This is a genomic window from Pseudomonas sp. JUb42, from assembly GCF_024807945.1.
In the GTDB taxonomy this organism is placed as follows: Bacteria; Pseudomonadota; Gammaproteobacteria; order Pseudomonadales; family Pseudomonadaceae; genus Aquipseudomonas.
In genome coordinates this window covers 240439-255260 of the sequence record NZ_JANUFD010000002.1, presented here as the reverse complement: position 1 = coordinate 255260, position 14822 = coordinate 240439, and the positions used below count along the sequence as shown (strand labels likewise).

The 14822-nt window shown below is 58.6% G+C and carries 15 protein-coding genes; 13 read left to right on the top strand and 2 right to left on the bottom strand.

Annotation, left to right across the window (positions count from 1 at the left end; genetic code table 11):
* Window positions 1-21: 21 nt before the first annotated feature.
* Entirely contained in the window at window positions 22-1677 is a 1656-nt protein-coding gene (locus tag M2401_RS04915; RefSeq protein WP_259100404.1) for an electron transfer flavoprotein-ubiquinone oxidoreductase, read from the bottom strand.
* 540 nt (window positions 1678-2217) lie between these two features.
* Between M2401_RS04915 and M2401_RS04910 the strand changes: the two genes are divergently transcribed.
* The 9 genes from M2401_RS04910 to M2401_RS04870 all read left to right on the top strand — a co-directional run bounded on the left by M2401_RS04910 (window position 2218) and on the right by M2401_RS04870 (window position 9563).
* A complete protein-coding gene (locus tag M2401_RS04910) occupies window positions 2218-2967 on the top strand; it encodes an electron transfer flavoprotein subunit beta/FixA family protein (RefSeq protein ID WP_259100403.1) in 750 nt (249 codons plus the stop codon).
* A 2-nt stretch (window positions 2968-2969) separates the two neighbouring features.
* Window positions 2970-3899: an electron transfer flavoprotein subunit alpha/FixB family protein gene (locus tag M2401_RS04905; protein ID WP_259100402.1), complete on the top strand. Its 930-nt coding sequence runs from the start codon at window positions 2970-2972 to the stop codon at window positions 3897-3899.
* Window positions 3900-4073: 174 nt separating this feature from the next.
* Complete coding sequence (locus M2401_RS04900; RefSeq protein WP_259100401.1) at window positions 4074-4901, top strand: ABC transporter substrate-binding protein; 828 nt, start codon at window positions 4074-4076, stop codon at window positions 4899-4901.
* A 10-nt stretch (window positions 4902-4911) separates the two neighbouring features.
* The gene (locus M2401_RS04895) at window positions 4912-5265 is read left to right on the top strand and encodes a DUF4398 domain-containing protein (RefSeq protein ID WP_259100400.1); all 354 of its coding nucleotides are present in this window, start codon (window positions 4912-4914) and stop codon (window positions 5263-5265) included.
* Window positions 5262-6077, top strand: a complete 816-nt coding sequence (locus M2401_RS04890; RefSeq protein ID WP_259100399.1) for an OmpA family protein — start codon at window positions 5262-5264, stop codon at window positions 6075-6077. The genes M2401_RS04895 and M2401_RS04890 overlap by 4 nt, the downstream gene beginning before the upstream one ends.
* Before the next feature lie 219 nt (window positions 6078-6296).
* Window positions 6297-7736 carry a PLP-dependent aminotransferase family protein gene (locus M2401_RS04885; RefSeq protein WP_259100398.1) on the top strand — a complete coding sequence of 480 codons (1440 nt, stop codon included), beginning with the start codon at window positions 6297-6299 and terminating at the stop codon, window positions 7734-7736.
* Between the two features lie 109 nt (window positions 7737-7845).
* Window positions 7846-8553 (top strand): translation initiation factor 2, encoded by a 708-nt coding sequence (locus tag M2401_RS04880; RefSeq protein ID WP_259100396.1) that lies wholly within the window; start codon window positions 7846-7848, stop codon window positions 8551-8553.
* A gap of 90 nt (window positions 8554-8643) precedes the next feature.
* On the top strand, window positions 8644-8901 hold the full coding sequence (locus tag M2401_RS04875) for a YkgJ family cysteine cluster protein (protein ID WP_259100394.1): 258 nt from the start codon (window positions 8644-8646) through the stop codon (window positions 8899-8901).
* 56 nt (window positions 8902-8957) lie between these two features.
* Complete coding sequence (locus M2401_RS04870) at window positions 8958-9563, top strand: START domain-containing protein (protein WP_259100391.1); 606 nt, start codon at window positions 8958-8960, stop codon at window positions 9561-9563.
* 177 nt (window positions 9564-9740) lie between these two features.
* On the opposite strand, the gene gltA is transcribed toward M2401_RS04870, so the two are convergent.
* Window positions 9741-11030 (bottom strand): citrate synthase, encoded by a 1290-nt coding sequence (gene gltA, locus M2401_RS04865; protein WP_259100390.1) that lies wholly within the window; start codon window positions 11028-11030, stop codon window positions 9741-9743.
* A 350-nt stretch (window positions 11031-11380) separates the two neighbouring features.
* Here gltA and sdhC point away from each other — a divergent pair, with 350 nt between their 5' ends.
* The 4 genes from sdhC to M2401_RS04845 are packed head-to-tail and all read left to right on the top strand — an operon-like array spanning window position 11381 to window position 14621.
* A complete protein-coding gene (gene sdhC / locus M2401_RS04860; protein WP_259100389.1) occupies window positions 11381-11767 on the top strand; it encodes a succinate dehydrogenase, cytochrome b556 subunit in 387 nt (128 codons plus the stop codon).
* Window positions 11761-12129, top strand: coding sequence for a succinate dehydrogenase, hydrophobic membrane anchor protein (gene sdhD / locus M2401_RS04855; protein WP_259100388.1), 369 nt, complete (start codon window positions 11761-11763; stop codon window positions 12127-12129). The genes sdhC and sdhD overlap by 7 nt, the downstream gene beginning before the upstream one ends.
* Window positions 12130-12132: 3 nt before the next feature.
* A complete protein-coding gene (sdhA, locus tag M2401_RS04850) occupies window positions 12133-13905 on the top strand; it encodes a succinate dehydrogenase flavoprotein subunit (protein WP_259100387.1) in 1773 nt (590 codons plus the stop codon).
* A gap of 11 nt (window positions 13906-13916) precedes the next feature.
* A complete protein-coding gene (locus M2401_RS04845; RefSeq protein ID WP_259100386.1) occupies window positions 13917-14621 on the top strand; it encodes a succinate dehydrogenase iron-sulfur subunit in 705 nt (234 codons plus the stop codon).
* Window positions 14622-14822 lie beyond the last annotated feature (201 nt).

Sequence of the window (14822 nt, the reverse complement as noted above, 5' to 3'; positions counted from 1 at the left end):
CTCGAATAAAAGCTGTCCCTCTTACATATTAGGGTACGTCGGCCCGCCTGCGCCCTCCGGGGTGACCCAGGTGATGTTCTGGGACGGGTCCTTGATGTCGCAGGTTTTGCAGTGCACGCAGTTCTGCGCGTTGATCTGGAAGCGCTTCTCGCCGTCTTCCTTGGTCACTACCTCATACACACCCGCCGGGCAGTAGCGCTGGGCCGGCTCGTCATACAGCGGCAGGTTGGTGCCGATCGGGATGCTCGGGTCGGTCAGCTTCAGGTGGCACGGCTGTTCTTCTTCGTGGTTGGTACCGGAGATGAACACCGAGCTGAGCTTGTCGAAGCTGAGCTTGCCGTCGGGTTTGGGGTAGTCGATCTTCTTCGAGTCGGCCGCCAGTTTGAGGCAGGCGTAGTCCGGCTTGGTGTCGTGCAGGGTAAACGGCAGTTTGCCCGCGAAGATATTCTGGTCGATGAAGTTGAACGCACCGCCCATGATCGCGCCGAACTTGTGCAGGGCCGGGCCGAAGTTGCGGCTGCCGAACAGCTCTTCCTGCAACCAGCTGCCCTTGAAGGCCTGAACATAGCTATTAAGGGTGTCGCCGCCTTCGTTACCGGCGAACAGCACGTCGGCGATGGCTTCAGCGGCGAGCATGCCGGATTTCATCGCGGTGTGGCTGCCCTTGATCTTGGCGAAGTTCAGGGTGCCCAGGTCGCAGCCGATCAGCGCGCCGCCGGGGAAGACCATTTTCGGCAGCGAGTTCAGGCCGCCTTTACAGATGGCGCGGGCGCCATAGCTGATGCGCTTGCCGCCTTCCAGGTACTGCTTGATCACCGGATGGTGCTTGTAGCGCTGGAATTCGTCGAACGGCGACAGGTACGGGTTGCTGTACGACAGGTCGACGATCAAACCCACCACCACCTGGTTGTTTTCCAGGTGATAAAGGAAGGAGCCGCCCATGTTGTCGTCGTCCAGCGGCCAGCCGGCGGTGTGAACCACCAGGCCCTGTTCATGCTTGGCCGGGTCGACTTCCCAGATTTCCTTGAGGCCGATGCCGTAGTGCTGCACGTCTGACTCGTCGTCCAGCTTGAAGCGCTTGATCAGTTGCTTGCCGATATGGCCACGGCAGCCTTCGGCGAACAGCGTGTATTTGCCGCGCAGTTCCATGCCGGGGGTGTACAGGCCTTCCTTGGGGTTGCCTTCGCGGTCAACGCCCAGGTCACCGGTAATGATGCCACGCACGACACCGTTGTCGTCGAACAGGGCTTCCTGGGCGGCGAAGCCGGGGTAGATCTCCACACCCAGGTTCTCGGCCTGCTGGGCCAGCCAGCGGCACAGGTTGCCCAGGGAGATAATATAGTTGCCATGGTTGTGCATGGTCTTGGGTACGAACAGGTCCGGCACCTTGGTGGCGCTGTCGGCGCTGCGCAGTACATAGATGTCATCGCGCTTGACCGGCGTGTTCAGCGGTGCGCCGAGTTCCTGCCAGTTGGGAAACAGTTCGTTGAGGGCGCGGGGTTCGAACACTGCGCCGGACAGAATGTGGGCACCGACTTCCGAGCCTTTCTCCACCACGCAGACGCTGATCTCTTGACCGGCATCGGCTGCTTTTTGCTTCAGGCGGCAAGCGGCAGAAAGCCCGGCGGGGCCGGCTCCGACGATGACCACGTCGAATTCCATGTATTCGCGTTCCACAGGCTATCTCCTACTCAAGGCTCTACGGTGTTTTTTTATATGACGCATAAAAAGCGACGTATGAAGGGTGGTTGGCCCAAACGTCATTACACAAGGGGCGCATTATATCTACACCACCCTTGCGGTCCAATACAAACGTTTGTTTGAATTAGCTGCAAGCCTGATAAATCATAGAGGCGGGGCTCGTGACTGGCAGTTTTGTCGTATTGACCAGAAAAGGCGTTCCGGTCAAGATACGGGCGGTTTTGCGCTTATTGGGTGTTTGTACCGCGCCTGGCTGTTGATCCAGGAACACCTCTAAAGACATTGCGAGCCGCGTGACAGACCAGCCTCACCCCTTGCGGGGCGGCAGGGGGATGAAGTTTACACACCCTTGTGGTCTACGGCTGTGATTGCTGGATGCGGACGGATGTTTTTGCCGAATTCCCCCTTCAGCAAGCACGAATACAGTGTTTTCAGAGGTGTTCTTTACACTGACGCGCATTCATCGCCTGGCTGATGCCGGGCGACTTCTTTTCACCGGAGAGAAACGAGGAATCCATGAAGGTTCTTGTAGCTGTCAAACGTGTGGTCGACTACAACGTCAAGGTTCGCGTCAAAGCGGACAACTCCGGCGTTGATCTGGCCAACGTCAAAATGTCGATGAACCCTTTCTGCGAAATCGCCGTGGAAGAGGCCGTCCGCCTGAAAGAGAAAGGCGTAGCGACCGAGATCGTCGTCGTTTCCGTCGGCCCGACCACTGCTCAGGAGCAACTGCGTACCGCACTGGCACTGGGCGCTGACCGCGCCATCCTCGTTGAATCTGCTGACGAACTGAACTCCCTTGCCGTGGCCAAGCTGCTCAAGGCCGTGGTCGACAAGGAACAGCCTCAGTTGGTGATCCTGGGCAAACAAGCCATCGACAGCGACAACAACCAGACTGGTCAGATGCTGGCAGCCCTGAGTGGCTACCCGCAAGGCACTTTCGCGTCGAAAGTCGAAGTGGCCGGTGACAAGGTTGCCGTGACCCGCGAAATCGACGGCGGCCTGCAAACCGTTTCCCTGAGCCTGCCAGCGATCGTGACCACAGACCTGCGTCTGAACGAGCCACGCTACGCCTCGCTGCCGAACATCATGAAAGCCAAGAAGAAGCCTCTCGAAGTGCTGACTCCGGACGCTCTGGGTGTCTCCACGGCCTCCACCACCAAGACCCTGAAAGTCGAAGCGCCGGCTGCCCGCAGCGCTGGCATCAAGGTCAAGTCGGTGGCTGAACTGGTCGAGAAACTGAAAAACGAAGCGAAGGTGATCTGACCATGACTATCCTGGTAATCGCTGAACACGACGGCAAGACCCTGGCTCCGGCCACCCTGAATACCGTGGCTGCTGCCGTTAAGATCGGTGGCGACATCAATGTACTGGTGGCTGGCGCCGGTGTGGCTGCTGTGGCTGACGCAGCGGCGAAAATCGCCGGTGTGGCCAAGGTGCTGCTGGCGGACAACGCTGCCTACGGCCATCAACTGCCGGAAAACGTTGCGCCGCTCGTTGCCGAGTTGGGCAAAGGCTACAGCCACATCCTGGCTGCCGCGACTTCCAACGGCAAAAACATCCTGCCGCGGGTTGCCGCGCAACTGGACGTTGACCAGATCTCCGAGATCATCTCGGTAGAAAGCGCCGACACCTTCAAGCGCCCGATCTATGCCGGTAACGCCATCGCCACCGTTCAGTCTTCGGCTGCGGTCAAGATCATCACCGTACGTGCCACCGGTTTCGACCCGGTAGCCGCTGAAGGTGGTTCGGCTGCGGTTGAAGCGGTTGCGGCTGCTCACGACGCAGGCAAATCGTCCTTCGTGGGTGAAGAACTGGCCAAGTCCGATCGTCCGGAGCTGACCGCTGCCAAGATCGTCGTTTCCGGCGGCCGCGGCATGCAGAACGGCGACAACTTCAAGCACCTGTACGCCCTGGCGGACAAGCTGGGTGCAGCGGTCGGCGCTTCCCGCGCTGCGGTCGATGCCGGTTTCGTACCGAACGACATGCAGGTCGGCCAGACCGGCAAGATCGTCGCGCCTCAGTTGTACATCGCCGTCGGTATCTCCGGCGCGATCCAGCACTTGGCCGGTATGAAGGACTCCAAGGTGATCGTTGCGATCAACAAGGACGAAGAAGCACCGATCTTCCAGGTGGCTGACTATGGCCTGGTTGCTGACCTGTTCGAAGCGGTGCCTGAGTTGGAAAAGCTGGTTTAACGCAGGACCGGCTTTAGCCGGGAGAGCATTCTCGCGGTTAAAACCGCTCCTGCAGAACGCCCTCCGGCTTATAAATCACCCGTTCTTTCGGGGAGCGTGGAATCCGTGGCTTGCCACGAGGTCCCATGTTCCTCGGGAACGGGTTTTTTATTGCGTTAAATAAAGGAAGGATTCATGGGCCAGGTAAAGCCGTTGCCAGCATTGATGCTAGGGCTTTTGTTGTTGCCGTCGTTGCTGTTTGCCGCAGGCAAGTGTGAGCGGCTGATCGTGACGGGCAGTCCGGATGCCCCTCCTTATTTATGGCGGGATCCCGCAGATCCTAAACGCCTGATCGGCGCCAACGCCGATGTCCTCAAACAGGTGGCAGGGGAGTTGGGTATCAAGGTCGAGCTTCTGTACGGTGGCAAGCGCAGTCAGGCTCTGGATGAAGTGCGCAGCGGACGCATGGATCTGCTGGCTGATGCGCCTCTCAATGTCGAAGAGCTGGAGGCTCTGGACTATATCCATCCGCCCATCATGCGTAACGAAATCATGGTCTGGACCCGACGGACACAGGCTGCACCCTTCAACCTGCTGATCGACTTGAAAGGGCACCCGGGAGCCATTTCTGAGAAGACCCGGCTAACCCGTTCCTTTGAAGGTTCGGCGCAGGAGCATCTGACGCTGGAACGTGTGCCCAATCTTGCCCAGGCTTTTCAGAAACTGATGCTGGGTCAGGTTGAATATGTCCTCGCCGGACACTACGCAGGTCTGGCGTTGAGCCAGACCCTGGGCTTCGCCAACGACTTGATGCCCCAGCCGTTGCCTCTGGACAAGCCTGGTTTTTATCTGGCGCTGTCGTTCAATTCCGCCTGCAACGACCCGTGGTTGCGCGGACAGTTGGCGAAAAAGATGACAGAATCCTCCGCCTCCGGGCTGTCGGACGCAGCGGTCAAGCGCAACCTTGATCTCTGGAAGGCTCAGTTGCAGCAAGCTGGCAGCAGCAGTGTTCTAAATAAGTAGGAACGTTTTTGTGAGTATCCGCCCTCTATTCGCCGCCCTGGCAGTAGCCAGCCTGGCCGGTTGCGCCAGTGATCCGGCGCCCACCGAACAACTGAAATTGACCGAGCAGGCCCTCGAGCAGGCCAAGGCTGTCGGCGCCACCGATGACCAGGACGATCTGCAGATGGCTCAGGCCAAATATGCCCAGGCGCGTTCCGCCATGCTTGGCAAATCCTACAAGGATGCGCGCATGCAGGCCGAAGAGGCTGAGCTGGATGCGCGCCTGGCTGAGGCCAAGGTGCTGGTGGCCAAGAGTGAAGAGCAGTTGCATCAGCTCGATACCCGACTCAATCGCCTGCATAAACAGTTGGGGAGTGCGCAATGAATCGCGTTCCTTGCTTAATCAGTGTGTGTTTATTGCTGGGTTCGGCCGGACTGTACGGTTGCGCCGGGCGTCAGGACAGCGATCAGGCTTTGCGCCAGGCCGGTGCCGATTTCCAGAAAGTGAAGGAGGATCCTGATGTGCTGCGCAGCGCGCCACGGGACGTGATTCGTGCCGGTGAACTGCTGAGCCGCGCTGATCGTCTTTCCGGTTACCTGGGCAGCAGTACGGATGTCAGTCACTACGCATACCTGAGCAGTCGTTACAGTGCCATTGCCCGGGAGCACAGTCATCTGCTGCTCAATCAGGAAGCCCTGGCCAAACAGGAACTGGAGCGTCAGCGTCTGCAACTGGCATTGCGTGAAGCCAAACTGGCCAGTGCCCAGCGCCAGGGGCAGTGGCTGGAAGACCAGATTGTCGCCCTGGCCACGACCCAGACCGATCGCGGCCTGGTCCTGACTCTCGGCGATACGCTGTTTGATACCGGTCAGGCCGAGCTGAAAACATCGGCCAATCGCACGGTGCTGAAACTGGTGCAGTTCCTTCAGCTCAACCCGGCGCGCATCGTGCGTATCGAGGGTTATACCGACAGTACCGGTGACAAGGACGAGAACCTGCAACTGTCCAAGGATCGGGCTCAGGCCGTCGCCGATGTGCTGACTGATCTGGGAATCGCTGAAAAGCGTATTCAGGTGCAGGGTTACGGCGATGACTTTGCCGTGGCGGCGAACACTTCCGAGCGTGGTCGGGCGATGAATCGTCGGGTCGAGATCGTTTTTTCTGACGAAAAAGGCCACTTGGGCGCTGCTCGCTGAAAAAAAATCAAAAAAATCCCGGCCTCGGAAGCGACGCCGGGATTTTTTATGCGTAAACACCCTGCATATTGGCATATTTGCCATAAATTATTTTTTGGCAATGCGCAATAGTGCTAGCCCTGCGTCAAACTGTCCCAGTACACTTCGAAACTATTGAGGTAAATTAACGACTGTTTTCATTTTGGAAACCTGCTGTCGGCAAGGATCGAGGCCTGGGTCATGACTAATCTTTTGCTTTATCAACGCATCTCTCAGCAGTTGGCCGAGGACATTCGTCGGGGTGTTTATCAGCCCGGCGAGCGCGTGCCTTCGGTGCGCAAGATGAGTTCGCAGCTAAACGTCAGTCATGCCACAGTGCTGCAGGCTTATGCCAACCTGGAAGACCAGGGATTGATCCGGGCGCGGCCGCAGTCGGGCTACTATGTGCACCAGACGCCCGCCTTGACGGCGCCGACTCCCGATATTGCGCGGGTCGAGCGGCCTGGCCTGGTCACCCGCAGCAGCATCATTCAGCAGGTGTTGGTGGAATCCCGCCGCGAGGGTGTGTTTCCCCTGGGCGCCGCTGTGCCTCATGTCGATTACCTGCCGGTGCGGGCCTTGCATCAGCAGATCGCCAAGGTCACCCGGTTTCAGAGCCCGCGGGCCTTCAGCTACATGTTCAGCCCCGGTTTTGAGCCGTTGCGCCGTCAGGTCGCGATCCGCATGCGCGATGCCGGGGTAGTGGTCGATCCGTCCGAAGTGGTCATCACCCACGGTTGCGTCGATGCGCTGCAGATGTCGCTGCGGGTTCTGACTCGTCCGGGCGACCTGATCGCAGCGGAGTCGCCGACCTATTACGGCCTGCTGCAACTGGCCGATTTGCTGGGCCTGAAGGTTATCGAGATCCCCAGTGATCCGGTCACCGGTATCAGTCTGGAGGCCTTGCAACTGGCGGCCAACCAGTGGTCGATCAAGACGTTGGTCCTCACCTCGCGCCTGAGCAATCCCCTGGGCAGCACCATGCCCGAAGAGCGGCAGAAACACCTGCTGCGCCTGGCTTCAGACTTCGATATCCAGATTGTCGAAGATGATATCTACGGCGAACTGATGTTCGAGCAGGGTCGTACCAAGTCGCTCAAGTCCTTTGATCGCCTTGGCCGGGTGATCTATTGCTCAAGCTTTACCAAGACCTTGTCTCCCGGCGTGCGTATCGGCTGGATGATTGCGGGCAAGTATCAGGCGGATATCCAGCGCCTGCAGACGTTCACGACTCATTCTGCCTGCAGCGTGACTCAAATGGGGGTGGCGGCCTACCTGGAAAATGGCGGTTACGACCGGCACCTGCGCTTTATCCGACAGGAATATCGGAAAAATCTCAGTGCCTTCCAGTTGGGTGTGCAGCAGCATTTCCCCGAAGGTACGCAGATGAGCAGGCCGCTGGGCGGCTTTATCCTGTGGGTCAGCCTGCCGGGACGGGTCAATACCCAGGAGCTGCATGTGCGGGCGCTGGAGCAGGGCATCAGCATTGCGCCGGGGCTGATCTTCAGTAATACCGAGCAGTTCAACCACTGTATCCGCCTCAATTGCGGCATCCCGTGGAATCGCGAGGCAGACCGGGCGTTGATGACGTTGGGTATGCTGGCCAAGCAGCTTTGCCATGAGGCTGCGCACGCTTATTGATCTTATCCGCAGGGGCGCGGTCACTATCTTTGCAGGTTGTTTTTTTGCGTCTTGTCAGCTGGCCTTCAACAGGCCAGCATATGGCCCTCTGCCGTTGTCAGTTTTGCCTATGAATGTTTCCCGTTTTGCCGGATTGTTGATCATTGCCCTGCTGAGCGCCTGTGATGCTCAGCAGCCGCCTGTGCCCAAGCCCAAGACCGAAACCCCCGCAAGCGCGCCCCAGGCCGCTGCCGAGGCGCCTGCGGCTCCTGTGCAGGCGCTGCCGCCCGTTGCTGTGGCACCCGTGGTCGAGGCTGAGGTGGAGCAGACGCCGGTGGCCAAGGTGGCGCCTACCGTAGAGGACCAGGCTCCCGTGCATGAGCTCAAGCCCAATGTGCCTGTAGTCCCGGTAGTGGCTGCCAAGTCTGCGCCGGTCAAGGCTTCGCCGATCAAGGAAGCCCAGGTCAAGGCTGATGCGCTGAAGTTGCCAGCTCCCAAGGCCACGTCACAAGCCTCTACGGCGACGCTCAAGCGTGAGCCCGTGGTCAACAAAAGCAAGCCCGCCAGGGAAGTGGTCAAGGACACGCGCCTGAGCCAGCCCAAGCTGGACCTGAGCCTGCCACCGGAACTGGTGCAGCAGATGACCCCGCCCAAAGGGGTCATTACGGCGCCGCACAAGCCGATCCTGCCGCCGATGTTCAGCACCAAGGACGCCAGCGACAAAGAGGCGTTCCAGCTCAATGGCCGCTTGTTGAGCAATGAGATGCAGCTGCAGATGCGTAACAATGATCGGCATGAGATCGAAGGTGCAGCGCTGGATTTCAAGTTCAAGCAGTAAAGCCTGTGCAGTTCATCGTGCTGTTTTCAAACGGCCGTTTTAGCGGGTAATATCCTGCGTCTCGTCTTTTTCAATGAAGGTTTGTGTCTCATGGACTGCCGTTCGGGATGTGGTGCCTGCTGCATCGCGCCCTCCATCACTTCGCCCATTCCCGGCATGCCAAATGGCAAGCCCGCCGGAGAACGTTGCCTGCATCTGTCGGTCGAACTGCTGTGCAATCTGTTCGGCAAGCCCGAGCGCCCGGCGGTCTGCGGGCGCTTTGTCGCGGCCGAGGATGTCTGTGGCAGCAATCAGGCGGATGCCATTCGTTTGATCGGTTGGTGGGAGAAGGCCACGGCAGTTGCCTGAAAAACATATTTCGGCGGAATTGATTGGCTGGAACTTCGACAATAAGGAATACAACAATGAGTTCGCTGCATCGAATAGCGCTGGCCTGCGGTCTGACTGTATTGGTGGCTGGGGTGGCTCAGGCCGAAGACTGGCAGGTGGCCAAGGACGAAGACGGGATCAAGGTTTCTCTGAGTGATGTGGCCGGTTCCAAGTACAAGGCCTATCGCGGTGAGACAGTGATCAACGCCAGCATGGCCAAGGTCCGCAGCTTCCAGGAGGATGTGGCGGGCGCCTGCAAGTGGATTCACGAGTGCAAGAGCCAGAAGGCGCTCAAGCGCGAGGGTGATCAGGTCTGGACCTACACCCAGTTCAACACGCCATGGCCGGTCACCCCGCGGGATTCGGTGCTTTTGGTGACCAGTGTCAACGGTGCTGATGGCAGCCTGACGCGCAAGCTGGAAGGGCAGCCCAAGTACATTCCTGAAGAGTCCGGCTTCGTGCGCGTAGCAGCCGTGGATGGCTTCTGGAAGTTCGTGCCCAAGGGGCCGAACCAGACTGCTGTGACCTATCAGGTGCACACCGAGCCGGGCGGTAGCGTGCCGTCGTGGCTGGCCAACAAGTTCGTTGTCGATGCCCCGTTCAATACCTTGAAGGCGTTGAAGGAAGTGGCTGAGAAGTAGGGTTGGGCAGAGGTGTGGCAGGAAATACCTGTGTTGGAGCGAGGCTTGCCCGCGAAAGTCTCGACTAGGTGTGACTGACTATCGCCTGACTCGGTTCGCGGGCAAGCCTCGCTCCAGCGAGGGGCCGGCAATAAAAAAGGCTGCCAATCGGCAGCCTTTTTTGTGCGTTCGAGTCGCTTATTTGCGCTTGTCGAGTGGCACGATGTCGCGAGGCTCGTAGCCGGTGTACAGCTGGCGTGGACGGCCAATCTTGTACGGGCTGGAGAGCATTTCCTTCCAGTGCGAGATCCAGCCGACGGTCCGCGCCAGGGCGAAGATCACAGTGAACATGCTGGTTGGAATGCCGATCGCCTTGAGGATGATCCCCGAGTAGAAGTCGACGTTCGGGTACAGCGAGCGCTCGATGAAGTAAGGATCGGTCAGGGCGATCTCTTCCAGGCGCATGGCCAGTTCCAGCTGCGGATCGTTGTTGATGCCAAGCTCGCGCAGGACTTCGTCGCAGGTCTGCTTCATCACCGTGGCGCGTGGGTCGCGGTTTTTGTAAACGCGGTGACCGAAGCCCATGAGCTTGAACGGATCGTTCTTGTCCTTGGCCTTGGCGATGAACTTGTCGATGTTGGAGACATCACCGATTTCATCGAGCATGGTCAGTACGGCTTCGTTGGCGCCGCCGTGTGCCGGGCCCCACAGCGCGGCGATGCCGGCTGCGATACAGGCGAACGGGTTGGCACCCGAGGAGCCCGCCATGCGCACGGTGGACGTCGAGGCGTTCTGTTCGTGGTCGGCGTGGAGGATGAAGATCTTGTCCATCGCGCTGGCCAGTACCGGGCTGATCGGTTTGATCTCGCACGGGGTGTTGAACATCATGTGCAGGAAGTTCTCGGCGTAGCTCAGGTCGTTGCGTGGGTACATCATGGGCTGGCCCATGGAGTACTTGTAGACCATCGCGGCCAGGGTCGGCATCTTGGCGACCAGGCGGATCGCGGAGATTTCGCGGTGCTGCGGGTTATTGATGTCCAGCGAGTCGTGGTAGAACGCCGACAGGGCGCCTACAACACCGCACATGACGGCCATCGGGTGGGCGTCGCGACGGAAACCGTTGAAGAAAGTCTTCAACTGCTCGTGCACCATGGTGTGGTTTTTCACGGTGACGACGAATTGTGCCTTCTGCTCGGCGTTTGGCAGTTCGCCATTGAGCAGCAGGTAGCAGGTTTCCAGGTAGTCGGACTGGTCAGCCAGCTGTTCGATCGGGTAGCCGCGATGCAGCAGGATGCCTTTGTCACCATCGATGTAGGTGATCTTCGACTCGCAAGAGGCGGTCGACATGAAACCAGGGTCGAATGTGAAGCGGCCGGTGGCGGTAAGACCGCGTACGTCAATTACGTCGGGACCTACGGTGCCGGTCAGAATGGGCAGCTCGACGGGGGCAGCGCCCTCGATGATCAACTGCGCTTTTTTGTCAGCCATATGGCCTCCTATTTATGCTTCAAATCATCAGACAGACCCCCCACGCAGGGCCCGCATCACTATAGTGAGATAAATCCTAAAGTCAATTTGCTTAAAGTCTTGCTACAGAAGGCTTTGAAGCCCTGTTTTTGTCGAATTTCCCTGCCATTTACGCCTTTTGTCCCGCTAATGCAATCCGCTATTAGGGGGAGGCCTGCGCGTTGTCATTAGTTGGCTAACTGTCTATACTCGCCGTCCGACCGCCAGTGGCTTTTGGGCCTGTTTTACTGGGGGTCGTCACTCCCTGGGTGGTGGGTACCTGACCAGTGCACTTCCCAACAACTTGCCCTGATTGTTAGGGGCTCTTCAGTGTGAAAAAAGCCGTGAAAAGCCAACGACCTGTAAACCTAGACCTAAGGACCATCAAACTCCCCATCACCGGCGTAACGTCATTTCTTCATCGCGTCTCCGGCATCATTCTCTTCCTGGGCCTTGCCATCATGCTTTACGCATTGAGCAAGTCGCTGGGTTCCGAGGAAGGTTTCGGCGAGGTGAAGGCATGCTTGACCAGCCCTCTGGCCAAGTTCGTTGTGTGGGGTCTCCTGTCCTCCTTGCTGTATCACCTGGTGGCGGGCATTCGTCACTTGATCATGGATGCGGGTGTCGGTGAGACGCTGGAAGGCGGACGACTGGGCTCGAAAATCATCATCGCCGTTTCCCTGGTGCTGATCGTTCTGGCAGGAGTTTGGATATGGTAACCAGCGTTACGAACCTCTCGCGTTCGGGCCTCTACGACTGGATGGCGCAACGCGTCTCCGCTGTCGTGCTCGCGGCTTATTTCATTTTCCTGATCGGATACGTGGTCGCGCACCCTGGCATCGACTATGCCCAGTGGCACGGCCTGTACTCCCATACTGCAATGCGCATCTTCAGCCTGCTGGCTCTGGTCGCTCTGGGCGCTCACGCCTGGGTCGGCATGTGGACCATCGCGACTGACTACCTGACGCCGATGGCGCTGGGCAAGTCTGCGACTGCTGTGCGTTTCCTGTTCCAGGCTGTTTGCGGCGTTGCGATGTTCGCTTACTTCGTCTGGGGTGTGCAGATTCTTTGGGGTATCTGATTCATGTCTAGCATAAATACACTTTCATTCGACGCCATCATCATTGGCGGCGGCGGCGCTGGCATGCGTGCAGCACTGCAACTGGCTGAAGGCGGCCACAAGACTGCCGTAGTCACCAAGGTGTTCCCGACCCGTTCCCACACCGTATCGGCCCAGGGTGGCATCACCTGCGCCATCGCTTCGGCAGATCCGAACGATGACTGGCGCTGGCACATGTACGATACCGTCAAGGGTTCCGACTACATCGGCGACCAGGACGCTATCGAATACATGTGTCAGGAAGGCCCGGCTGCGGTCTTCGAACTGGATCACATGGGTCTGCCGTTCTCGCGTACCGAAACCGGTCGCATCTACCAGCGTCCGTTCGGTGGTCAGTCCAAGGACTTCGGTAAGGGCGGTCAGGCTGCACGTACCTGCGCGGCATCCGACCGTACCGGTCACGCGCTGCTGCACACCCTGTACCAGGGCAACCTGAAGGCAGGCACCACCTTCCTCAACGAGTACTACGCAGTTGATCTGGTGAAGAACCAGGACGGCGCATTCGTTGGCGTGATCGCGATCTGCATCGAAACCGGCGAAACCATGTACATCAAGGCCAAGGCCACTGTACTGGCAACCGGCGGCGCGGGCCGTATCTATGCCTCCACCACCAACGCCCTGATCAATACCGGTGACGGTATCGGCATGGCGCTGCGTGCCGGTGTACCTGTACAGGACATCGAAATGTGGCAGTTCCACCCGACTGGCATCGCCGGCGCAGGTGTACTGGTTACCGAAGGCTGCCGCGGTGAAGGCGGTTACCTGATCAACAAGCACGGCGAGCGTTTCATGGAGCGTTATGCTCCGAACGCGAAAGACCTCGCAGGTCGCGACGTTGTTGCCCGTTCGATGGTTAAAGAAATCATCGCCGGCAACGGTTGCGGTCCTAACGGCGACCACGTAATGCTGAAGCTCGATCACCTGGGCGAAGAAGTACTGCACAGCCGTCTGCCAGGCATCTGCGAACTGTCCAAAACATTCGCTCACGTTGACCCGGTTGTCGCGCCAGTCCCTGTAGTTCCAACCTGCCACTACATGATGGGCGGCGTAGCCACCAACATCCACGGCCAGGCCATGACTCAGGACGCCAACGGCGTTGACCAGATCATCCCTGGTCTGTTCGCGGTAGGTGAAGTGGCCTGCGTATCGGTTCACGGTGCCAACCGTCTGGGCGGCAACTCGCTGCTCGACCTGGTGGTATTCGGTCGCGCTGCCGGCCTGCACCTGGAAAAAGCCCTGACCGACGGCGTTGAATACGCTGAGGCCAGCAACACCGACATCGAAGCTGCCCTGAGCCGTCTCAACAGCCTCAACGAGCGCACCGAAGGCGAAGACGTCGCCAGCCTGCGTCGCGAGCTGCAAAACTGCATGCAGAACTACTTCGGTGTGTTCCGTACCGGCGAATACATGCAGAAAGGTATCGCTCAACTGGCCGACCTGCGCGTTCGCATTGCAAACGTCAAGATCAACGACAAGTCCCAGGGTTTCAACACCGCGCGTATCGAAGCGCTGGAGTTGCAGAACCTGCTGGAAGTCGCCGAAGCCACTGCCGTTGCTGCAGAAGTGCGCAAAGAGTCCCGCGGCGCTCACGCTCGCGAAGACTTCGAAGATCGTGACGATGAAAACTGGCTGTGCCACACCCTGTACTTCCCAGGCGAGAAGCGGGTTACCAAACGTGCAGTCAACTTTGCGCCGAAGACTGTACCGGCGTTTGAACCGAAAATTCGGACCTACTAAGGGTGGCTGCTATGTTGAAAGTCGAAGTTTATCGTTACAACCCCGACAGCGACTCGGCGCCTAAAACCCAGGTGTTCGACGTTGATACCGGTGGCAAGGATCTGATGGTTCTGGACGTGCTGGCCCTGATCAAGGAACAGGACGAAGGTTTCTCCTATCGTCGCTCGTGCCGTGAAGGCGTGTGCGGTTCCGATGGCATGAACATCAACGGCAAAAACGGCCTGGCATGCATCACGCCGCTGTCCGCCGTGGTCAAGAACAACAAGCTGGTCGTGCGTCCGCTGCCTGGTTTGCCAGTTATTCGTGACCTGGTCGTCGATATGAGCATCTTCTACAAGCAATACGAGAAGGTGAAGCCATATTTGCTGAACGACACTCCGGCTCCGGCCATCGAGCGTCTGCAAACTCCGGAAGAGCGCGAAAAGCTCGATGGTCTGTACGAGTGCATTCTGTGCGCCTGCTGCTCGACTTCGTGCCCGTCCTTCTGGTGGAACCCGGACAAGTTCCTCGGTCCAGCTGCACTGCTGCAAGCCTACCGTTTCCTGGCTGACAGCCGTGACAACAAGACCGCCGAGCGTCTGGCTTCCCTGGACGATCCGTTCAGCGTATTCCGTTGCCGCGGGATCATGAACTGCGTGAACGTTTGCCCCAAGGGTCTGAACCCTACCAAGGCAATCGGCCATATCCGCAACATGCTCCTGCAAAGTGGCGTCTGATTCAGATTCAACTGTTGCACCGTAAACCGCTGTACCTGTAACTCCTGTGGCGCAGGCTCGAGCCGGCGCCACAGTATTAACTTGAGCAGTAGCTCACAAAGCTGCGGCTCTTATTTGACGTAATTGAGACCAGCAGGGGCATCCGGGCTGGTACCCGGACTATCTGCGTGATTCCTTTCAGCTTGATTTTTCGAGGCTGTG